Origin of the sequence: Olivibacter sp. EAT-5 (assembly GCF_044784325.1) — a bacterium.
Classification (GTDB): domain Bacteria; phylum Bacteroidota; class Bacteroidia; order Sphingobacteriales; family Sphingobacteriaceae; genus Olivibacter; species Olivibacter oleidegradans.
The window spans coordinates 2,207,715-2,229,204 of sequence record NZ_CP173028.1 but is presented as its reverse complement, the minus strand read 5'-3'; the positions used below and the strand labels follow the sequence as shown (position 1 = coordinate 2,229,204).

At 43.2% G+C, this 21,490-nt stretch carries 16 protein-coding genes and 1 riboswitch; of the genes, 9 read left to right on the top strand and 7 right to left on the bottom strand.

Going from position 1 to position 21,490, the window contains the following annotated elements; genetic code table 11:
* Positions 1-28: 28 nt before the first annotated feature.
* Positions 29-1,318 carry an MraY family glycosyltransferase gene (locus ACH11B_RS09170; RefSeq protein ID WP_377613297.1) on the top strand — a complete coding sequence of 430 codons (1,290 nt, stop codon included), beginning with the start codon at positions 29-31 and terminating at the stop codon, positions 1,316-1,318.
* Positions 1,319-1,812: 494 nt separating this feature from the next.
* Here ACH11B_RS09170 and ACH11B_RS09165 read toward each other — a convergent pair whose 3' ends face one another.
* From ACH11B_RS09165 to ACH11B_RS09145, 5 genes are all read right to left on the bottom strand, one after another.
* On the bottom strand, positions 1,813-1,980 hold the full coding sequence (locus ACH11B_RS09165) for a hypothetical protein (RefSeq protein WP_377613295.1): 168 nt from the start codon (positions 1,978-1,980) through the stop codon (positions 1,813-1,815).
* Between the two features lie 297 nt (positions 1,981-2,277).
* Positions 2,278-3,768 (bottom strand): RagB/SusD family nutrient uptake outer membrane protein, encoded by a 1,491-nt coding sequence (locus tag ACH11B_RS09160; protein WP_377613294.1) that lies wholly within the window; start codon positions 3,766-3,768, stop codon positions 2,278-2,280.
* Between the two features lie 150 nt (positions 3,769-3,918).
* On the bottom strand, positions 3,919-7,056 hold the full coding sequence (locus ACH11B_RS09155) for a SusC/RagA family TonB-linked outer membrane protein (RefSeq protein WP_377613293.1): 3,138 nt from the start codon (positions 7,054-7,056) through the stop codon (positions 3,919-3,921).
* A gap of 97 nt (positions 7,057-7,153) precedes the next feature.
* A riboswitch (SAM riboswitch) is annotated at positions 7,154-7,259 on the bottom strand.
* 109 nt (positions 7,260-7,368) lie between these two features.
* A complete protein-coding gene (locus tag ACH11B_RS09150) occupies positions 7,369-7,644 on the bottom strand; it encodes a hypothetical protein (protein ID WP_377613292.1) in 276 nt (91 codons plus the stop codon).
* 118 nt (positions 7,645-7,762) lie between these two features.
* Complete coding sequence (locus ACH11B_RS09145; protein WP_377613291.1) at positions 7,763-8,089, bottom strand: hypothetical protein; 327 nt, start codon at positions 8,087-8,089, stop codon at positions 7,763-7,765.
* Positions 8,090-8,309: 220 nt separating this feature from the next.
* Here ACH11B_RS09145 and ACH11B_RS09140 point away from each other — a divergent pair, with 220 nt between their 5' ends.
* On the top strand, positions 8,310-10,847 hold the full coding sequence (locus ACH11B_RS09140) for a phosphocholine-specific phospholipase C (RefSeq protein ID WP_377613290.1): 2,538 nt from the start codon (positions 8,310-8,312) through the stop codon (positions 10,845-10,847).
* Here ACH11B_RS09140 and ACH11B_RS09135 read toward each other — a convergent pair.
* Positions 10,808-12,193 carry an alpha-L-fucosidase gene (locus ACH11B_RS09135; RefSeq protein WP_377613289.1) on the bottom strand — a complete coding sequence of 462 codons (1,386 nt, stop codon included), beginning with the start codon at positions 12,191-12,193 and terminating at the stop codon, positions 10,808-10,810. The two genes, ACH11B_RS09140 and ACH11B_RS09135, sit on opposite strands and share 40 nt — an antisense overlap.
* 932 nt (positions 12,194-13,125) lie before the next feature.
* Between ACH11B_RS09135 and ACH11B_RS09130 the strand changes: the two genes are divergently transcribed.
* From ACH11B_RS09130 to ACH11B_RS09100, 7 genes are all read left to right on the top strand, one after another.
* Entirely contained in the window at positions 13,126-14,193 is a 1,068-nt protein-coding gene (locus tag ACH11B_RS09130; protein ID WP_377613287.1) for a hypothetical protein, read from the top strand.
* A gap of 591 nt (positions 14,194-14,784) precedes the next feature.
* Complete coding sequence (locus tag ACH11B_RS09125) at positions 14,785-14,937, top strand: hypothetical protein (RefSeq protein WP_013665052.1); 153 nt, start codon at positions 14,785-14,787, stop codon at positions 14,935-14,937.
* 588 nt (positions 14,938-15,525) lie between these two features.
* On the top strand, positions 15,526-16,038 hold the full coding sequence (locus tag ACH11B_RS09120; RefSeq protein WP_013665051.1) for a GNAT family N-acetyltransferase: 513 nt from the start codon (positions 15,526-15,528) through the stop codon (positions 16,036-16,038).
* Positions 16,039-16,323: 285 nt separating this feature from the next.
* Positions 16,324-17,220 carry an outer membrane protein assembly factor BamD gene (locus ACH11B_RS09115; RefSeq protein WP_013665050.1) on the top strand — a complete coding sequence of 299 codons (897 nt, stop codon included), beginning with the start codon at positions 16,324-16,326 and terminating at the stop codon, positions 17,218-17,220.
* Positions 17,221-17,226: 6 nt separating this feature from the next.
* Positions 17,227-17,559, top strand: a complete 333-nt coding sequence (locus ACH11B_RS09110; protein WP_013665049.1) for a DNA-directed RNA polymerase subunit omega — start codon at positions 17,227-17,229, stop codon at positions 17,557-17,559.
* Between the two features lie 24 nt (positions 17,560-17,583).
* The gene (coaBC, locus tag ACH11B_RS09105; RefSeq protein WP_377613286.1) at positions 17,584-18,804 is read left to right on the top strand and encodes a bifunctional phosphopantothenoylcysteine decarboxylase/phosphopantothenate--cysteine ligase CoaBC; all 1,221 of its coding nucleotides are present in this window, start codon (positions 17,584-17,586) and stop codon (positions 18,802-18,804) included.
* Positions 18,805-19,033: 229 nt separating this feature from the next.
* Entirely contained in the window at positions 19,034-19,801 is a 768-nt protein-coding gene (locus ACH11B_RS09100) for a DUF1080 domain-containing protein (RefSeq protein ID WP_013665047.1), read from the top strand.
* Positions 19,802-19,896: 95 nt separating this feature from the next.
* Here ACH11B_RS09100 and ACH11B_RS09095 read toward each other — a convergent pair whose 3' ends face one another.
* Positions 19,897-21,489, bottom strand: coding sequence for an MFS transporter (locus ACH11B_RS09095; RefSeq protein ID WP_377613285.1), 1,593 nt, complete (start codon positions 21,487-21,489; stop codon positions 19,897-19,899).
* Between the last annotated feature and the right edge of the window lies 1 nt (position 21,490).

Below are 21,490 nucleotides of genomic sequence, written 5' to 3'. Positions count from 1 at the left end.
TCTACGGCTTTTTAAATTAAAGACAATTATGGTAACAACTCTACTCCCATTTATATTCTCGCTTGTTATTTCGTTAATTACTATACCGGCAATTATAACCATCGCTTACCGTAAGCGCCTTGTAGATGATCCCCGTTCGGAAACGAGAAAAGTGCATCGCTACAGTGTCCCCAATTTAGGAGGCGTTGCCGTTTTCAGCACTTTTGCGCTGATCAGTTGTCTTTTTGTTAATGATCAAATGTTAAGAAATGCTAACTTTATCTTTGCTTCCGGCATTATCATCTTCACGATTGGCTTAAAAGACGATTTAATTGCCTTAGATCCGTATAAAAAATTCGCCGCACAGTTCTTGACAGCTTTTATTGTGGTTTACTTTGCCGATATACGGGTAACTAACTTATATGGTGTCATGGGGATTTACGAAATTGGCAATATACTCAGCTATATTTTAACCTGCTTTGTTTTTGTTTTCATTATAAATGCTTTTAATTTAATCGATGGGATTAACGGATTACTGGGATCAATCACTTCGCTAATCTGCATCACTTATGGAACACTGTTCTATTTAATGAACGATAAAGGATTAAGCGTTTTAAGCTTTAGCATGGCGGGCGCCGTGGCCGGATTTCTGTTTTATAACCTAAGAAGGCGAGCAAGGATCTTTATGGGCGACGCGGGAGCTTATTCCATTGGCTTTATCGTAGCTATCTTAAGTATCCGCTTCATTGAGCTGAATAATATAGGTCGGCTACCAAAAATTGATCCGTTTACACATGCCGCTCCCGGAATTGTAATGGCGCTTTTGATTCTCCCTACCTTTGATACCTTGCGTGTTTTTGCCTTGCGAATTTTACGGGGTAAATCTCCTTTTATGGCTGATAGAAACCACCTACATCACCGGTTACTTGATTTAGGACTTACCCATTTACAGGCGACCTTCACGATGGTGGCACTCAACGCTGCTATTATTGCCCTAGCTTTCACCTTTGAAAACAAAGTTCAGCCTGCGGAATTGGCGGTAATCATTATTTTGGCGATCTTGTTTTGTAATATGTGTCTTTGGGTGTATGAAGTGCGCAATGCTGATGCTATTTCCGCACTTCAACGACAACGCGTAGTCGTTAATGAAACAGCCGACGACGCGGTTAAACATCCGCCGCTACACAGCCAACTTGCAAATACCCCGATAGCAGTCGATTCCAGTCTGGTTGAGATCAATGTGCTGGCGGTAAAAGACAACCAGTCAACACAGGAAGAGGAAGCTGCCAAACGTTTTACTAAAGAGATGCTAGATAATCTTGAACGAAGTAAGAACTAGTCTTTTCAGAGGCTTGATTAAACATTTTCGCTTTGTATATAACGCGGAAAGACCTGCTTATCGAGCGCAATTTCGTCTTCTAAGGATAATTCTATTGAATGTTGAAGTTCCCAGGCTAACCACCCCCAAAGGATGATTAACAAAAAAATAATGCATACTGCTAACGAGGTCATGTCTGTTTAGTTTGATTTGAAATTGTACCTGAACTAATAAAAAATCGGCTCCCCGGAATCCTATACAACGCACCGTTCATTAGCTGTAAGAATCGGTTCAACAAGGTCCTTTTTTAACAAACGTAAAGCTTTAAGCCTGAAAAAACAAAGAAATTTGAAAACTGAATAAAATGAACGAAAGTTGTTCATTTTTACCTATCAAGCACCACATTATTCTACAACTGACTGTGGTAAAGCAACTTTCTAAAGTGAAGTATGGAGGATATAAAATCGTTAAAAAGTTAGCGTACTTATTTGCCAATAAGCACGCTAAACTTTCTTTTATTGATCTAAACGTTGCCCTTCGCCATAGGAAGAAGCCTTTAATTGTTCGTTTAAATAAAGTTCTTCTTCTTCTATGGATATAGTGATTGCATGCTGATACTCATAAGCGATCCAAGCCCAAAGAATGGCAAATAAAAGTACGGTGAAAATAATAACAGAAATCATGTGTTTGGTTTGATTTGAAAAAAAGTTTAATAAATAATTGTTAGCTTAATACGGAGGCAAATCGCTTCAACTCCAAAACCTACATCCGCAAAATCGCTTGTGCTGACTTCTCTCAGTTGGTTATCTTACATTATGTTAGGCAAAAACAAACTTAATTCTTTGTTTTCACTTTTGCAATAGTCAGTTTATTTTTTTTATCTGCTTGTTAAACAAGCTCGTAACCGCCCTTTCCGGATACTCCAGTACCTGTAACGCAAAAAAGGCGGGATTTCCCCGCCTTTCTTGTTACTATTATTATTATAAATTCGGATTCTGCTGGGTCTCTTCCAATGGTATGGCAAAGAGATAATACCTACTATTGGCAACGAAATCACTGCCGTCTGGAAAACGTAAAATACGATGCCCTTGGGCATTGACGGTCTTGCTGGTTCCATCGGGGGTCGTTACATTAACTTTAATGGGGTTCCCTTGCGCATCAACATAGGCTTTTCGCTCTACTTTACCTTGTGTACGTAAGATATCGGACAACGAGAAGCCTTCTCCCCACAGCTCTTTTCGACGTTCAATTAGAATGGCTTGAAGCAAGTCGTCAGCCGAACCGCCCGTGAATAAAACGGCTTGCCTGGCTGCTCGTAAGGTGTTCAAGGCGGTAATCGCTTGTTCTGTTTGACCGGCTCTTGCATAACCTTCGGCTTCAATCAAGTACATTTCCGCTGCACGCATATACACGATGTCGCCAATCAGGTTCGATTTGAACTTGAATTTCTTATAACGGAGAAAGCCTTCTCTACCGGGTAAACCATCCCACTCAAACAAGCCGTTGCGGATATCTTGTTCATCAAAAAAGTTCTTGAAGTATGGATCAGCCATAAAGCTGTAGTAATACGAACCGGATGAGGATACATCCAGAAAATGGAATGTATAACTAGCCGTATTCTGCTCATTGGTTTGCCCGTGTCCCCATATCCACTCAACGTTCTGCATATCATTAAACCCATCGCTATAATTTGCTGCCGGCATCAAACTGTAATCTGCACGTGCTGCTGCTGCGGCCTGCGCCGCCTGCAGCCAGTCGCCTGTGTTTAAATAAGTTCGCGCCAACAAGCCATTGACAACGGCACGATCAATGCGATATTTTTCTGTGCTTGGTCTTGTATATTCAGCCAATAAGCTCAGTGCGTCCTGTAAATCACTTTTGATAAGGGTGTAGATTTCCTCTAACTTGGCCTTTGGTTTTCCTTCGGTTTCAACGGTTGTTGGCTCGGTATAAATAGGCACCGTCAATGCCATTTGATCTTTGAGATAAGAAAACTGGTAGTAGGTAGCCAAATTGAGGTAACAGAAAGCCCTCAAGGCCTTGGCTTGCCCTTTTAATTGCGCCTTTTTCACTTCGTCCCCCGCTGCCGCATCTACTTTAGCGATGACGTTATTGCAATTGTCAATCACTTTATAAAGCAGGGTCCAGAACGATTTAACTCGATTCGTAGTGGCATTATACAGTTCGGTAAAGGCGTAAGCATCTCGATAACCGTATTTGGTGGTGACAGCCACATCACTCCCCATCGCATCACCGGTACGCATAAAAGCGGTGTAACCTGGATTGGCATAGGTAAAATAGGTATCATTTAAATAACTCCAGGTGCCGTTGATAACGGTTTCGATATTATCGACATTTTTATAAATCTCCGAATCGGCAACCGCATCGGTAGGTGCCGTTTCCAAATCCTTGCTGCAGGCGGTCAGTAGTAAGCTGAGCACGCTAAGGATATATATTGTTTTTCGTATCATATTTTTTTCTTTTGATTTTAAGCTATTAGTTTTGGTACTGAATCAACACAAAACCAAAAACTAACAACAAGTAACCAATAACTAATAACCGGTAACTAATAACCAGTAACTAATAACTAATAACTAACAACGAGCACCTAACCCCCACAACTACAAAGTAAGCTGTAATCCAGCGGATACGGTACGCATTGCCGGGTATCTGAAATAAGTTGCTCCGTTAACGGTTTGTTCCGGATCCATCCCTTTATGGCCATAGAAGGTCAATAAGTTCTCCCCTTGTAAAAACACACGTAAGTTGGCAATACCCAACCGTTCGATTAAGTGTTTGGAAAAGTTATACCCTAAGCTTACATTCTTTAAGCGCGCATAAGTAGCGGAATAAAGAAAGCGTGTTGATGCAGATGTCCAAGTTAAATTATCCGTTGTTAAGCGGGGGACATCGGTTTGTGTGTTTTCGGGCGTCCAACGGTTCAGGATTTCGGTACTCCAAGCGCGTCCCGGGCTACTACCATTGTGCATGAGCTGAATATAGTCGTTATCCAATATTTTACCCCCTAAGCTAAAACTAAGCAGCGCGGATAAATCAAAGTTCTTATAGCTAACAGTGTTCGAGAATCCGCCTACTAGATCAGGAAGGGAATTGTCTTGAACAAACAGTCCAGCCTGGCCATACTCGGAAGTCGTTTCGGCTGTTTGGTTGCCATTTGCATCGGCTTTGTACCATAGCGGGCTGCCGGTAGCCGGGTCTACACCGGCCCACGTTGGCAGATAAAAGTCGTAGATAGAACCTCCCACCGCTAAGAGTTTGTTACCATTAGGGATAGGTTTGCCTCCATTGGGCAATTCGGTAATCTTGTTTTTGTAATGTCCCAAATTAAGATCCAGATTCCACCGAAAATTATCGTTCCGAACCGGTACGGTTTGCAGGGTAAGTTCGAAGCCGGTATTTTGAAGTGCACCGATGTTGGCATCATAACCTGGAAAACCGGTAGAAGGTGCCTTTGGCATGGTATACAGCAAATCTTTACTTTTACGGTTAAAATACTCGAAACTGGCGGCTACACGTTGATCTAAGATGGCGATATCGAGACCTGCATTGAAGTTCAGGTTGCTTTCCCATTTCAAAGTTGGCGTGGGCAGACGCTGCGTAACCGTTCCGCCTTGGCCAAGGTTATTGGAAATGCTATATAATCCTTGGTAAGCATAATAGATGGGATTGCCGTTCGATAATAAATTATCATTTCCCTGAGCTCCGTAACTTGCACGAACTGTTAACTGATTAATTAAGCTGTTATTGCGCAGGAACTCTTCTTCGGCAATTTTCCAGGAAGCGCCTACCGACCAGAAGGTTCCCCAACGGTTATCCGGTGAGAAACGGGAAGATCCATCGGTACGCAAGGACCCCGAAAGGAAGTAGCGGTTTTTGTAATCATACTCTACCCTACCTAAAAAGCTCAACATGCTGTAATCTACCGAAAAGCCATTGAAGGAATTGAGCTGAGACGCCGCATCGGGCTCATAGAAACCGGGCAATACAAAGCGTTCCCGGCTGCCATCCATATCGGTATTTTGAAACTTATAGAATTCCTGTCCGGCCAATACATTCAGATGATGCTCGTTAAAGGTTTTTTCGTAGGTTACGATATTATTCCAGGTATAAGAAGTTCTCCGGCGATTGGATTTAGCCACGGATCCTTGGTATTCTGCGCCGTCGCCAAGTACGGGGTTCACATAATCGTGCGTATTACGATTTATATAATCAATACTGTAAGTCGTGCGGAATTTCAATTCAGGCGTGATAACCGCTTCGAGGAATGCTCTACCGGACAGATTTTCGCTGCGGATTTCATTTTTATCCAAAGGGAGAGAAGCTGCGAGGTTATTACGCGGAATAGCTGCGCTTGGACGGTATTCGCCGAAGTCATAGATCTTGTTGCCATCTTCGTCCAAACGATAGGAACCGTCTGCATTGCGTTCGTAATATGGGTAGAACGAAGGTACTAAGCGGGTAAAATTAATGATGTTGGCGGTATTGCTATCTTCTGATTGCGGGTACTTTTGTAAGCTACTGCTAACAGCTACGTTTAAACCGGCATTGAGCCATTTCTTGGCCTGTGTGTTGACGTTGATGCGAGCATTATAGCGTTTAAAGCCTGATTCAATGGCAATACCTTGATCATTGAGGTAGCCACCGGAGAAGTAGTAGCTCGATTTTTCGTTACCGCCGCTAAAGCTTAAATCGGCCTGTGTGCGACGGCCGGTACGCTGCAGTACATCTGCCCAATTGTCATTCCATAGCGGTGTAGCGCCTGGAACGATTTTACCATCTAAACCCACGGGCTGCGGATAATTGCTCCCATAAGGGTTAATATTGAGGTCGGTTAAGAGCTGATTGCTGGCATTCTGTGCTGCTTGTTCAGCAGCAAGTCCGTTGGATAAGTTCTTATTACGCAGGGCTTCCCAATATAACTCGAAATACTGGTTGGTGGAAACTTGCTCATAATCCTTCACTGCCCTGTCGGATATTCCTTGGGTAAAATTGAAATTAATCGTGGTTTTTCCGTCCTTTAAGCCTTCCTTCGTCGTAATGATGATCACACCATTTGCACCGCGTGACCCATAAAGCGCGCTGGCCGCCGCATCTTTGAGGACACTAACGGATTTTATGTCATTGGGATTAATAGCGTTAATATCTCCACTGTAGGGGTTTCCATCTACTACGTAGAGCGGTGCACTTGACGCGTTGATCGATCCGATACCGCGAATGCGTATTTCGGCATCGGTACCCGGTTGTCCGGAAGAAGATACTGATTGTAAACCGGGAACCTGTCCCTGCAGGGCTTTGCTGACGCTCGAAACCTGACGATTGGCGATTTTATCCTGCGAAATAGCCGTTACTGAACCGGTGAAACTGGATCGCTTGGCGGTACCATAGGCTACCACTACTACTTCGTTTAAATCATTACTGGCCGGCTTGAGGGCTACAGAAAGTTGATTGCCGCTCACCGGTAAATCCTGTGGTTCATAGCCCACATAGCTAAAGCGCAAGGTTGTTTTTCCTGCCTGTACTTGCAGGCGGTAAGCTCCGTTGGCATCAGTATGGGTTGATTGGGTTCCTCCTACCACGCTGATATTCACGCCCGGTAGGGGTTCTTGATTAAATGCATCAGTCACGGTACCTTGTACGGTGGTTGTTTCTTGCCCCCAAACACTGCCTGCAAAAAACAGCAGCATAAACAAGAAACTAAGTGGTGCATAACAATTGTTTAGTAGTTTTTTTTCGTTCATATGTAACGTTTTGTTCTACGCATCGCAATACCTACCTATGCCTTTTCAGGCGGTGGTGCGAATGAACCATATCGTTCCGGAATGGATATGATTGTTCGACTTATCAGCTCTGCATATAGCAGAAAGGAATGAGCACCTTGTAACAGAGTTTACAGGTTGCTAAGACTTCTTCGGGCCTTTCCCTCCGTCTTTCTGGATAAGTATGCATCGTTAGCGTTTTGATGCGGCAAATATATCAGATATTACTTAAAGTATATAGAGTTACTAGATTTTTATTACAAAAAGAAGACCGTTCAGATAAAAATTGCTGTTTTAGTCTTCCCAGCCTTCTTTTGCGGGTGGCGGCACATATTTGCCTTCCGCATTTCTATAGGGGTTTTGGAAACCATAGCGGCCGCGTCGGCTACGGAACTGAAAGAGGATATTCAAAAGGGCACCGCTCATTAGCGCAATCATGGGGAAAGAGAGCCCTCTACGGACGATACTATAGAGACCGAACATAAAAAGTAAGGCCCAGGCGATGGTAATGGAATCGGCCAAATGATTACGGGCAGTGGGTATCAGTTTAAAACGTAAAGCTTTCATCATAATGCAGGTATTTCGAGTTAAACAACGACTTATTGCTAAGTTACAAATTATCAGTCATTTAAAAGAAAGAACGCATTATTTTTTTGAAATAGCAATTGCGCCTCTAGTATCAATCGTTTTAGTACTTTGGAATAAGATGTCGATTTTCATCCCCATTTTTCATCAGTATGGATAGATAACTGGAGGTTGGGGTCTTGATGTTATATTCCAAAGCGCCGGCTTCCGGACAAATTCGTTTAATTGTAATTAAGTCGCCGTCTAGCATTTGCAGGGTCATTGAACCTTGTTTTTTGGTCAGTGTATTAATTCTATCGGGTGTATAATGGATTTCCAATATACCACTTTTACTAACGATGGTAATCTCGACGGGCACCAAAGGAGCAGATTCTTTAGTACAACTAAAGCAAACAACAGCTACTAAAGCAAGTAGAAATTTAAACTTCATAAGCTCGATTTAAGTATAAAAAAATAAGTTTAGTGTATCTAGCAATCTCTTTTGAATTGCTAGACAAACTTAAGAGGAATGTGAATAGTGTGCATGCACGAAAGGGGTAGCAAAAACATGGGTATTCATCACGCTTTGTTGTAAAAAAAATGAGATAATAATGTAATGAATAGTATTTGTTGTACTTTAAGCCTGTAGATACGATTATAAATCATACAAAATGGATAACCGTCGGGATTTTCTAAAAAAACTGCTATTATATGCGGGAAGCACCGGTTTGGCAAGCACGATTCCCCCTTCCATTCAACGGGCTTTAGCAATTGCGCCGGCACCGGGAACGACCTTTATGGATGCGGAGCATGTGGTGATATTAATGCAAGAAAATCGCTCTTTTGATCATGCTTTAGGTACGCTTGCCGGGGTGCGTGGTTTTAATGACCCACGTTTTATCCGCCAAGCCAACCATTGTCCCATCTGGTTCCAGTCGGACGCTAAGGGCAATACCTATGCGCCCTTTCATTTCGATCTTCGGGGTAGCAAGGCCACCTGGATGGGGGCTGTACCGCATTCACGCCAATCGCAGGTAGACGCTTACCATGAGGGGCGGCACGACCAATGGATTGAGGCGAAGAAAAAGAAACCCTATGAACACATCCCTTTAACAATGGGATACTATAACCGCCTCGACCTTCCATTCAATTATGCACTCGCAGATGCCTTTACGGTATGTGATCAAAATTTCTGTTCGGGCATGACCAGCACTTGGCCCAATCGTTTATTTTTCTGGACCGGGACCATTCGTGAATCGGCCGATCCGAAAAGTAAAGCTTGGATAAGGAATGAACTGCAACGCGGTGAAGCGAAGTGGAAAACTTTTCCGGAACGACTGGAAGAAGCCGGGGTATCTTGGCGCGCCTATCAGAACGATGTGAGCTTTGGCGGTGGGTTTGAAGGGGAGGAACGCTCGTGGCTGAGTAGTTTTTCCTGTAATCCCCTGGAGTTTTTTGAGCAGTATCATATTCACTTCGCGTCGCGCTATACAAAGAGTTTAAAAAAACAAGTGGAAGAGCTGCCTAAGGAGATACAGGCGCTACAAGAAAAGCTGCAATCCTTAAAGCCGCATGATCAAACTTATCAAAAAACACAGGAAGCGCTGAAAAAAAAAGAAGCGGTATGGCAAGAGGCCAAACAGGCAATAGAGCGGTGGAGCCAAACGCATTTTGAGCAATTGTCGTCTCGAGAGAAAAATCTATTCAAGAAGGCTTTTACCACCAATGCAGCAGATCCTCATTACCATGATCTTGAGCGCTTGTCTTATCGGGATAACCAAGGTGTTGAACGTGAATTATCGGTACCTAAAGGTGATGTGCTTTATCAATTCAGACGGGATGTAGAAAGTGGTCAGCTACCCGCAGTTTCCTGGATGATACCAGCTGAAAAATATTCTGATCATCCGACCTCGCCTTGGTACGGCTCCTGGTATGTATCGGAAATTATGGATATTCTCACCAAAAATCCGGAGGTATGGCAAAAAACGATCCTTATCCTTACCTATGACGAAAATGACGGTTATTTTGATCACATTCCTCCCTTTGTGCCGCCGAACCCTTATAAGAGTAACAGTGGCAAATGCTCGGAGGGGATTGACACAAAAATAGAATACATTACCCTGGAGGAAGAGCTGGCAGATGGTAAATCCACAAAGGAAGCACGCGGAGCGGCTATCGGCCTTGGCTTTCGAGTGCCTCTAATTGTGGCATCGCCTTGGACGCGAGGCGGTAAGGTTTGCTCGCAAGTGTTTGATCATACGTCTACCCTGCAATTTCTGGAAAAATGGGTTTATCATAAGTTTAAGAAAGAATTGCGCGAAGAAAATATCAGTAGCTGGCGGAGAACCATATGTGGTGATTTGACTTCAGTATTTACTGTAGCAAAAGCGTTGCCCGCGAATGACAAGCTTCCCTTTATCCAGCGTAATCCGTATGTTGAAGGGATTCATCAAGCGCAGTATAAAGAAATTCCGTCAGGTTTTGAGGCCCTGAAACCGGATGAACTGCAAAAAGGGATGGATAAACCGCATCAACTGGTCCGAATGCCACGGCAAGAGCCTGGCATCAAGGCAGCGTGTGCGCTGCCTTATGAGCTTTATGCCGAAGGTGAAAGGGTTCAGGATTCTTTTCAATTGAATTTAAGAGTCGGTGATGAGATTTTCGCGGAAAAAAGTGCCGGTGCACCGTTTACCGTCTACACTCCTCATGCCATTCGCTCTTATGCGGTGAAAGCCGGTGATCAGCTTAGCGATCGCTTTGAAATGGAGGAAGAAGCTTTTGACTTACAGGTACACGGACCGAATGGGTTTTATAGAGGTTTCAAAAATCAAGGAAAAATGCCTGCCTGTACCATCAGATTAACGAACGAGCAGGTCGGCGAAGGATTTACCGGCAATGCAATTCTCTTATTCGAAAACAAGGGAAACCAGTCGTTGCGCGTAGCGATCCGGGATATGGCTTATGGAACGGCCCCCGTTCACCTGGAGGTAAGGGCCAATCAGCAGCTGTCGCAACTCATCAACTTAAGCGACAGCCATCAATGGTACGATCTGGAGATTTCCATTGAGGGCTATCCGGGTTTCCGCTGGGCTTACGCCGGTAAAGTTGAAACAGGCAAAGCGGGCTATACGGATCCCCAAATAGGGAATCCGCAGGTCGAGAAAACGCTTTATTCCAATACGCCTTCTAATTTGTATACCCAAGCATAATTACAGGGCGCTGTATTGGGATTAAAGGGAGGTGCTTCGATGGTGAGCTGCTGCTTTTGAAAATCGGATGATATCGCACCTGAATGTCCTAATAAACTGACTCGTACCGGCTTCCGCGGCAAAGGAATATGAAAGGTTCCATTTTGCCATTCGGTACAGATGAGGTAAAGATCTTTCCCTTTGGCGGTAAAATAGCGGTGTGTATCCTTGCTATTATTCGGTCTTGACGCCCAAGCCCGAGTGCCGTAAATTGCTTCACCATTAACCGCTAACCATCTGCCCATGTCCAACAAACGTTCTTGCATGATAACTGGGATCCTACCATCGGCCGTTGGGCCGACGTTGAGCAATAAATTTCCGCCGTTGCTCACCTTATCAATCAAGAGATCAATAAGCTGCTTTGACGTAAAATAGTCTTCGGTTGTTTCAAATCGATTGTAACCATAGGAAGTACCGATACCGCGGCTCTCCTCCCAGGGATGGGAGGCCTGATCACCTATACCTTTTTGATCGTGTACCAAATCATACTCTGTCGTGTAATAACCGCCGTGCTTGCTCCGTGTTTCTTTGCCCCATCGGTCGTTTACCACTACCTGTTGCCTGACGGGCGACTCATTATAAAGCCAGGATAAAAAAGTCGTGCTCTTAAGTGTTTCACTCGGGTAGTCCCACTCACCATCAGCAAAAATCACTTCGGGTTGGTAAGCATTCACGAGTTCTTGCATTTGGGGGATCATGTGACGATCCACCCATTGTTCGATACTTTCCTTTTTATAAAGTGGATGGCTCCACTCGAGCAGCGAATAGTAAAAGCCCATCCGTAAACCGGAGGTCCTTACAGCCTTCGTTAAATCACCGGCCAAGTCGCGATGGGCACCGATATCGACGCTATTCCAATTGGGACTATACTTACTGGGCCATAAGCAAAAACCATCGTGGTGTTTCGATGTCAATACGACATATTTGGCCCCTGCTTTTTTAAACAGTTCAGCCCATTGTTCGGGTTTAAAATGTTCTGCTTTGAATAGCGGTGCAAAATCCTGATAGGTAAAATTGGGTCCATACGTCTTGTTATGGAAATCGAGAAACAGTTTGTTCTTAGTTTTCAATCGATTTTCATAATGTTCGGCATATTTTTCATACACCCCTTCCACTTCTTTTATAGGCGCATAAGCAGGAACGGAATAAGGACCCCAATGAATGAAAATCCCAAATTTGGCATCTTGCCACCACTGTGGAATTTCCCGTTGATCAATGGATTGCCAATTGGCTTGATAGTTTTGGGCTCGTAGGGATTGACTGATCAGAAACATACATAAAAGCAGGTATTTAACGATTTTTTTCATGGATTAGCTTATTGGTTTTTATACTTATTCAACTAAATTACAAATTTTGGGCGTTCTTTGTCTATTTGTTAAGTAGTTAAATAGTTGAGTAGGAAAATAGTTAAGTAGTTTAGTTATTGGTTACTAGTTATTGGTTATTGGTTGTGCCTGCTGGTAGGCAAGGGTTGCCGGTTACCGGATGTGCGTGATGAAATCACACGGGGTTCTAGCGCGCAGGGAACAACGGCCTCATGAAATTGAGTGTCAAAAAGATTTAGGATTATTTTTAGCTACTTTGAGGCACCAAAGTAGCCAAACCGAGGAGTTTACGACGAGCTCATAAAGGCATCTTAAATCAAACACTCCTTTATAACTGCTCGGCTTGTCTATTCCGTTGCAACCCGTTGTCCGATGCCCATCCGTGAATCGGAGCCACCCTTTCGCACAAAGATCCCACCTCACTTAATCCGATAAGCTTCGCTCGATATCCAGTGAAGGGGCATCCGGAACTGCCGGTTGCTGCCTCCACAGACTAGGCCACAGACGCGCTTCGGAACGGCCGTGCTTACACGGGGCTCTAGCGCGCAGGGAACAACGGCCTCATGAAATTGAGCGTCAAAAAGATTTAGGATAGCCGCGGGTAAAAAATCATGTGAAGAAGCGAAGGGTGGCCTAGCGTGCGGGAGCGGCTCCGCAGGATTGAGCTTCGGGCCTAAATCTTTAGCGAAAGTACATGCAGCCTTGACTGTTTGGTTCTTTATGGTCAAGCATAAAGAACATGAAATATGGCTTAGCGCCCATAGCTTATGGCCTTATTATACCTTACACCTTATACCCTAAAAGCCTATCGCTTATAGCTTATAGCTTATCGCCTATAGCCAATATTTAACGAATAAAAGCTATCTTTGAGAAGCCTGACGGCCTAAGGGCTTTGTAGATAAATTGCTAGGAAGATGAGTTTAAAAGTAGAAGGACCGGTCCCTACAGGAGATGTTAAAATATCACGGAAAAAACCTATTTTTCCAGTGAAACCTGCCTTACGTAAATATCTAAGAGAATATCAACGAGAGTCAAAACTACCGCTTAGCTACAGCGAATTACGTAATTTTACAGATAGTGTACCCGTTTACGATAAAGAAGGAAAGGACACCCTTTGGGAAACACCCCTCTATCCGCCCCACGAGGTAGCGCATATCCACGAAGGGCTGAAGCAGATTTATGCCCTTCTAAAAGCTTCCGGAAATAATCGCATAGTGGAGCATAAATTTATTGATCGTATAGATTACTGTACATTCGGCAATACGCACCCATTTCGTATCCGTATTGTGAATCGTTTAAATGATGTATATGATTATTTTTATATTAAACAAGCAGACGCATCCCGTATTTATGGACTAGAACTGGAAGAGATCATGTCGCCTAATCGCGTGAACTTTACCGTTGACGGTGACACGCTGGTGGAAGAACATATTGTAGGTTTACCCGGAGATGTCTTCGCGAAGCGTTTGATGGAGAATCCGGATTATAATCCCATTCGGATTGCAAAAGAGTTCGTGAAGTTCAACGAGCGTTGCCTTATTATGTTGTTAGGTGATATGCGCTCCTATAATTATGTGATGCAGATTACGCCTGACTTTGACGATTTTCAGTTTAGGATTCGTGCGATTGATTTCGATCAGGAGTTTTACGAGGGGAATATGAAAGTATATATGCCCCAGTTCTTCAAAGAGAATTTACCTTATGTAAAACTATCCATGGAACACCTCACCGAAAAAACGGTGTTGCAATACCAACAGGAAGAACGCTCTTCCATTGTACATCGGGTACGCATTGAGCGCCATCGTTTGGCGGCACTTCGAGATGTATCACAAAACGAACAGCTCTCTCCGCCGGAAAATATCGCCATGCTGAAAAATCAACTGGCAGCCCATTACAAAAATCAGGATTACCACTTATGTAAAAGTATGACTGACATTATTGAGCTGAATATCAAGAATGTGATTCGACAGGTGAAATTGTAGCACGCCGTTTCTTCAAAGGAAGTAAATCACATCGGTTAAAAACCAGCCGCAGTAAGGTCATAGACGATTAGCTCAGAGAAGGGATCTATCATTACACTCTTTTCCCCTCAAAAAACCATTCCCGTTAAAAAAATCCGAAGGGAACAACCCTAAATATACTAAAATCAGCCTCATACAAAACGACAGATTAAAATCTGAGGAAGGACCAATCATACGCTCATTTCGGCCTCAAAAAACCATTCCCGTTAAAAAATATCCGAAGGAAACAACCCTAAATATGCTAAAATCAGCCTCATACAAGACGACAGATTAAAATCTGAGGAAGGACCAATCATACGCTCATTTCGGCCTCAAAAAACCACTCCCGTTAAAAAATATCCGAAGGGAACAACCCTAAATAGGCCAAAATCAGCCTCAAAAATCTTTGGCGAGTACAAGCGTTCTAATCCTTGGGACATTCAAAAAGATTTTTAAGCTGTGGCTTTTTTTGTTACTTTTTTTAGCTACAGAAAAAAAGTAAGCGACTTTGGCACGATATTCGATCTAGGATGTTTACAATTTTTAATGTTTAACTGATAAGTCACATATACTATGAAAACATCGATGAAAAGTACGGCTAAAGTTCAAAAGTTATCTGATTTAGCAAAGAAAATTGACAGACAATTAATGGATTTATTGGTGAAAGAATTGGAAAATTTCCGCAGTAATAGCGGTTCAGGTTCAGCAAATGTAAGAATAGCATAAAAAAACCATCTACCTATCACAAATACATTCATCTACCTATGTAAAAACTTCCCCGAGGGCGATTACCTCGGGGATTTTTATTTAGGGCTTTAGGTAATAAGCAATAAGCTTTAGGGTATAAGGCTTAAGCGAGCGTACTGCTACTAATAAGGCCGTAAGCTATAGGCGCTAAGCCATATTTCATGTTCTTTATGCTTGACCATAAAGAACCAAACAGTCAAGGCTGCATGTACTTTCGCTAAAGATTTAGGCCCAAAGCTCAATCCTGCGGAGCCGCTCCCGCACGCTAGGCCACCCTTCGCTTCTTCACATGATTTTTACCCAGAGCTATCCTAAATCTTTTTGACGCTCAATTTCATGAGGCCGTTGTTCCCTGCGCGCTAGAGTCCCGTGTGATTTCATCACGCACATCCGGTAACCGGCAACCCTTGCCTACCAGCAGGCACAACCAATAACAAATAACTAGTAACCAATAACTAAACTACTTAACTATTTTCCTACTCAACTACTCTACTACCCAACAATTCAACTAAATACTCCCAAAATTGGCTAATTTTATCTTCTTTTGCCATAAATTCACTTTAGGCAATGAATATCCAAAAAGACATACTAGTCTACCGCGACGCACAACTCGTTGATCTTCCAACCATTGTATCTATATACAACAGTACGGTGGCCAGCAGGATGGTCACGGCGGATACGGAGGCGGTGACCGTAGAGAGCCGACTACCTTGGTTTAATCAACACAATCCGCTCACGCGCCCGCTTTGGATGGTAGAGACGACGGGCGGCGAAACGATTGGTTGGCTTAGCTTTCAATCCTTCTATGGCCGCCCGGCTTATGATGGCACCGTCGAAATCAGCATTTATATAGATGAAAGCCAACGAAAAAAAGGATATGGAAAAATGATCCTTCGGGAGGCTATCAAACGAGCGCCCGACTTGCAGGTGAGTACCATTTTAGCCTTTATCTTCGCCCACAATATTCCCAGCATCCGGCTTTTCGAGAAAGAAGATTTCCGGGAATGGGGTAATTTTCCGGACATCGCTGTATTGGATGGCATACAACGGAGTCTCGTCATTTTAGGACGGAAGGTTTAAGGATTTGTTTCGGAGTTTTACGTTGTAAGTTCTACGTTTTAAGGTGTAGGCAGGGGCTCGGAGGCAGGCCTATTTGAAGTCTCTTTTACGGAATGCCTGAACTTTAGGGAGAAGACAGGAAGCTTAAAGCTTATAACTTATAGCTTATAACTTACAGCTAAAAGGTTAATGTTTGTTAAAATTTTTGCAAATGCCTTACGATGCTATTACTTTGCGTCAAGCAAAACATTTGCTACATATTTTTAATTAACTTATCTTTGCAGAATGTTTATAAACAAGCGTTTAATGATTTGGGCTTCGGCGCTGCTCTTTTCAATTGGGATGATCGGATGTAAGAGCAAGTTTGAAAAGCTACGCACCGGTAATGATAATGTAGCGAAGTACCGGGAGGCTATCAATTTGTACAACAACAAAAAGTACTCAAAAGCGCTTATTCTATTTGAAGACTTATCCAATAAATACCGGGGAAGGCCGGAAAATGAGGAGTTGATGTATTATTTTGCTTACACCAACTATCGTTTACGAGATTATACATCGGCTCGATTCCACTTTAAAAATTTCACCGACCAATACCCTCAGAGCCAACGAGCGGAAGAATGCCGTTTCATGGGCGCTTACTGCTATTATTTAGAATCGCCGGTATATACGTTGGATCAGGAAAACACGTTGAAGGCGATCGAATCACTTCAATTATTCATCAACTTATATCCAAAGAGCGACCGCGCGGAAGAGGCCGCTAAATTCATTCAGGATCTGCGAGATAAATTAGAGCATAAATCATATGCCAATGCCAAGCTTTACCTGGATGTTGGTGATTATAAAGCCGCGGTTATTGCGTTTCAAAATTCCCTACGGGATTATCCGGACACTAAGTACGCTGAAGAAATGGAGTACCTAGCCATCGAAGCGCAATATCTTTATGCGAAGAACAGCCAACTGCCTAGTCAGGAAGCACGTTATCAAGAGGCCGTTGAATTCTCAAATCGATTCATCGACAATTATCCTGAGAGTAAATACAAAAAGGACGCAGAAAGCTTGAAGAAAAATTCGCAACGCGATATGGAATCGGTTAAAAAACTCATTGCGTCTTTAACACCGAGCCAAAAGAAAAAAGAAAAAGAGAAAGAAGAAGAACTGAATAATCAACCAAGAGGATCGTTACCTCAACAGACATTACAATAAGAAGATATGAGTAATATACAGAAGCATACCATTCCTAACACCACTGTAACCCGCGATTTACGGGAGTTAGATGAAAAAACCGGCAATATTTACGAATCGATCGTTATTATGGGTCGTCGTGCCAATCAGATTGCCACCAACATGAAGGAAGAGCTTCATAGCAAATTAGCAGAATTTGCCACATCCAATGACAATTTGGAAGAGGTATTCGAAAACCGCGAGCAAATCGAAATTTCGAAGCATTACGAGCGTCTTCCTAAACCTACTTTAGTAGCTGTAGACGAATTTTTAAACGATAAGGTTTACTTTAGAAATCCTTCTAAAGAGCAACAAAAGTAAGCGCAACTGATCATTTAGCTTAACATGCTAAAGGGAAAAAAGATTATACTGGGCATATGTGGAAGCATTGCCGCCTACAAAGCCGCGGCTTTAACCAGACTACTGGTTAAAGCCGGCGCTGAAGTACAAGTAGTCATGACACCTGATGCTGTTGAGTTTATTACCCCGCTTACCCTTTCTACCTTATCAAACAAGCCAGTGTTAACGGCTTATTTTGAGAAGAAAACCGGAACCTGGAACCATCATGTGCAGTTGGGCTTATGGGCCGATTTAGTGTTAATTGCTCCGGCAAGCGCAAACACCTTAGCGAAATTGGCCAATGGCTTGTGTGACAATTTGCTTTGCGCAGTTTACTTATCTGCAAAATGCCCCGTCTACCTTGCCCCTGCGATGGACCTGGATATGTGGGCCCATCCAAGTACCCAAAGCAATATTAAGAAATTACAGGAATACGGGAATACGTTAATACCTCCCGGAACGGGCGAGCTTGCCAGCGGATTAGTGGGGGAAGGCCGTTTAGCCGAGCCTGAAGAGATCCTTCGTTTCTTAGAAAAAACACTTGCAGACGCAGCTTCTGAACGGAAAGGCCCTTTAAATGGGAAAAAGGCCTTAGTGAGCGCCGGACCTACACACGAGGCAATTGATCCCGTACGCTTTATTGGGAACCACAGCAGCGGTAAAATGGGTTATGCCATTGCTGAAGCGTTACATCAATTGGGAGCAGACGTGACCTTAGTAAGCGGCCCTACCAGCCTTCCTACTCCGAATGGTGTCAAACGTATTGATGTGGTATCAGCGAAAGATATGCTAGATGCCTGTTCATTGGCATTTGCGGAAGCTGACATTACCGTGATGAGCGCCGCCGTAGCAGACTATACCCCCGAAACTGTCGCAGATCGGAAAATCAAGAAAAAAGACACGCATTTTACGATCGCCCTAAAAAAGACAACTGATATTTTAGCTACTTTGGGAGCCAGAAAGCAAGCCCATCAGCTCCTAGTAGGTTTTGCACTGGAAACCGACAATGAGCTCGCTAACGCCGTCGGCAAATTGGAGAAAAAGAACCTGGATTTTATTGTCCTCAATTCCATGCAAGACAAAGAAGCCGGCTTTGCGGGCGACCGGAACAAGATTACCATTATAGACCGCAACCACCAACAAGTAACTTTCCCCCTCAAAACCAAGAAAGAAGTAGCCACTGATATTTGTGATTTTATCATTAAGGCTTTAGGCTTTAGGCAATAGACTGTCGATGTTTTCTCAATTACGCAACCCCTTCATCATACATTATCTTGATTGGCTAATTTACTAATTGGCTAATTGTCTGATTGGCTAATTGGCTAATTAACAAATTTGCTACTCAACTAATTCTCCTCTAACCCTTGCTACTTACTATCCGAATAACTACCTTTGATAAACGTACTTTAAACACTAAGTACATATAGCTAATTAAATTAACAACTTATTTACAGCGATGCTTAAAAATCAATTACTTATAGCAGCCCTATTATTGGGAACCGCAGCGTCATCCTTAGCTCAAGAAAAAATGAAACCTGAAGACACCGAAGTATGGGAACCCGTACCACATGTTGTAGCAACGCCTGTTGGGCAGGCTCCTTCGGACGCCATTGTATTGTTTGATGGCAAGGATCTGAGTGCCTGGGAATCACAAAAGAATCCAGGTCAACCGGCCGATTGGCCCGTGGCAGGCGGTGTATTTACGGTTAATAAAAAAGCCGGTAATATTTGGACAAAGCAAAAATTCGGAAGTTATCAGCTCCACCTCGAGTACTATATCCCACAGGATATTGATGGAGAAGGACAAGGGAGAGGAAATAGTGGTTTGTTTTTAGCAGCTATAGGAAATGGTGATGAAGGCTACGAGTTGCAGATCCTGGACTCTTATAACAACAAAACATATGTAAACGGACAGTTAGGTTCCGTTTATAAGCAACGTATTCCCCTAGCAAATCCGGCAAGAAAACCAGGTGAATGGCAAACCTACGATGTGGTTTGGACAGCGCCTACCTTTAAATCCGATGGCTCGGTGGAAACGCCTGCTCGAGTAACGGCATTTGTTAATGGGGTGCTGGTACAAAATAATGTAGAGCTCATAGGCGGTACTCAATATATCGGACGGCCAAGTTACAAGCAACATGGCCCTGCACCGATCATGTTGCAAGCTCACGGCGATCCAAGTAAACCGATCAGCTTCAAAAATATCTGGGTAAGACCATTGTAGTTTAAGGACACAAGTAGCAGGACATAAGACATAAAGTCCTGCTATTTTTACTCTTTCTACTTAACTACTCCCCTACTCAACCACTCAACAATCACCTAAAACCCCGCTGCAGCCGGTTGCTTGTTCTTAACATTAATAATCGTTTTATTGATAATGGGCATGAGCAGTATCAGTACTATGGTAATAACACATATAATCGCCATCAACTGATAATAATCCATGCAGAAACGTAGAAAATCTTGCTTGTGCATACTTTTCGCCAATAAAGCATGTGCTGCGCGCCCAGCCTGATCATGCGGCATCCCGCTGGCTGACAGTGCCTGCTGATATAAAGAAAGTCGTTGTGCTAGCAAGGAATTGCTTTGGTTGAGCCCTTCAGCAAGCTGGTTACTATGTATCTTTTCAAAGTATAACTGGTAAAAATTGAGCGAAGCCAAACTCAATGAGAAGGTACTGAAACGGACAAAGACTCCAATCGCAGAGGCCGATTTGCTTAATACCGTTGGGACCGAGGAAATGATAAACAGCACAATGGGCCCCATTAATAAACCCGCACCAACTCCCTGCAATATTAGCAATAAGATATAGTGGCTTGGATTAGCTTCGGTAGAAAAAAAATGAACCATCACTGCATGATAAATAGCCAACAGCGCAAAACCGGTACACCAAAGTGCCTGAAGTGATTTCTTTAAAATAACCAATCGGGTCGATATTGTACAACCGATGACAACTCCCAGCATGTTCCACAATAGAAAGCGATAGGTATGAATGGGATCCATGCCCAGAACCTGTGCAAAGTATTGGCTAGTTAGATTAAAGCTACCACGTACAAGATAGAGAATCACTAATAAGAGAAGGCCTATCCAAATATTTTTATAACGAAATATCTCAACATACACATAGGGTCGTTTAAGTGATTTCTGTCGCCAATAATTCATCAATAGCAGGAATGGCACTAAAAAAGCACCATATCGAACCATCGGGTCATCAAACCAGTTCAGCTGCTGTCCGTATACGAGCACATAAGCAAGCAGTACTAAGGCTCCTGCGTATAATACAAAGCTGACCCAGTCCAGCTGATAAAGCGGTGTCTTACGACTGAGACGCACATTGTGCATAATGCTTAATAACATAATCGCACCGGGTATAATACAAAAGGTAATTGCTTTATAGATCACTTTATAATCATATTGATCAATGAGCGGAGCGGCCATTAAGGAAGTTAAGGGAGCCACACATAAGATCAAACCATAAAAAATGGAGTAGCCAATTTCTCGGGCATGGTCTGATTTGAGCTGTCGGAAAAGTAAGTTTAAGCAGATACTGGTGGTACCGCAATTCACAATCCCCTGTAAGAACCGTATGGGTAGGATTACGCCTAGGTGATGACTATGGTATACGCCATAGGCAAAAACAAGCTGCAAACTCAAGCAGATTAGCAAGTACTCTTTCGTGGCGATCCGATTGAAGAAACGGGTTTCCAGGGGTGTGAAAGCCGCAATGGCGGCATAGAAAACTAACAAAGAGAATTGAACGTCAGCTGGCTCAATACCATAGTAGCCAACCGCCGCGGATACATTGGCTGTTGACATGGCAAAAAGCAATAAAGTAGGCAATAAGAGCAGCAGTGTAGTCAGGAAGATTAACCAACGTGGCACCCATGCTTTAAATAATTGTTTATCAGCCATA

Excerpts from the sequence above, each read along its gene's own strand:
- ACH11B_RS09115 (WP_013665050.1), top strand. The coding sequence starts at position 16,324 with ATGATTTGGGCTTCGGCGCTGCTCTTTTCAATTGGGATGATCGGATGT.
- ACH11B_RS09125 (WP_013665052.1), top strand. The coding sequence starts at position 14,785 with ATGAAAACATCGATGAAAAGTACGGCTAAAGTTCAAAAGTTATCTGAT.
- ACH11B_RS09095 (WP_377613285.1), bottom strand. The coding sequence starts at position 21,489 with ATGGCTGATAAACAATTATTTAAAGCATGGGTGCCACGTTGGTTAATC.
- ACH11B_RS09120 (WP_013665051.1), top strand. The coding sequence starts at position 15,526 with ATGAATATCCAAAAAGACATACTAGTCTACCGCGACGCACAACTCGTT.
- ACH11B_RS09165 (WP_377613295.1), bottom strand. The coding sequence starts at position 1,980 with ATGATTTCTGTTATTATTTTCACCGTACTTTTATTTGCCATTCTTTGG.
- ACH11B_RS09145 (WP_377613291.1), bottom strand. The coding sequence starts at position 8,089 with ATGAAGTTTAAATTTCTACTTGCTTTAGTAGCTGTTGTTTGCTTTAGT.
- ACH11B_RS09150 (WP_377613292.1), bottom strand. The coding sequence starts at position 7,644 with ATGATGAAAGCTTTACGTTTTAAACTGATACCCACTGCCCGTAATCAT.
- ACH11B_RS09110 (WP_013665049.1), top strand. The coding sequence starts at position 17,227 with ATGAGTAATATACAGAAGCATACCATTCCTAACACCACTGTAACCCGC.
- ACH11B_RS09170 (WP_377613297.1), top strand. The coding sequence starts at position 29 with ATGGTAACAACTCTACTCCCATTTATATTCTCGCTTGTTATTTCGTTA.
- ACH11B_RS09135 (WP_377613289.1), bottom strand. The coding sequence starts at position 12,193 with ATGAAAAAAATCGTTAAATACCTGCTTTTATGTATGTTTCTGATCAGT.
- coaBC (WP_377613286.1), top strand. The coding sequence starts at position 17,584 with ATGCTAAAGGGAAAAAAGATTATACTGGGCATATGTGGAAGCATTGCC.
- ACH11B_RS09130 (WP_377613287.1), top strand. The coding sequence starts at position 13,126 with ATGAGTTTAAAAGTAGAAGGACCGGTCCCTACAGGAGATGTTAAAATA.
- ACH11B_RS09155 (WP_377613293.1), bottom strand. The coding sequence starts at position 7,056 with ATGAACGAAAAAAAACTACTAAACAATTGTTATGCACCACTTAGTTTC.
- ACH11B_RS09160 (WP_377613294.1), bottom strand. The coding sequence starts at position 3,768 with ATGATACGAAAAACAATATATATCCTTAGCGTGCTCAGCTTACTACTG.
- ACH11B_RS09140 (WP_377613290.1), top strand. The coding sequence starts at position 8,310 with ATGGATAACCGTCGGGATTTTCTAAAAAAACTGCTATTATATGCGGGA.
- ACH11B_RS09100 (WP_013665047.1), top strand. The coding sequence starts at position 19,034 with ATGCTTAAAAATCAATTACTTATAGCAGCCCTATTATTGGGAACCGCA.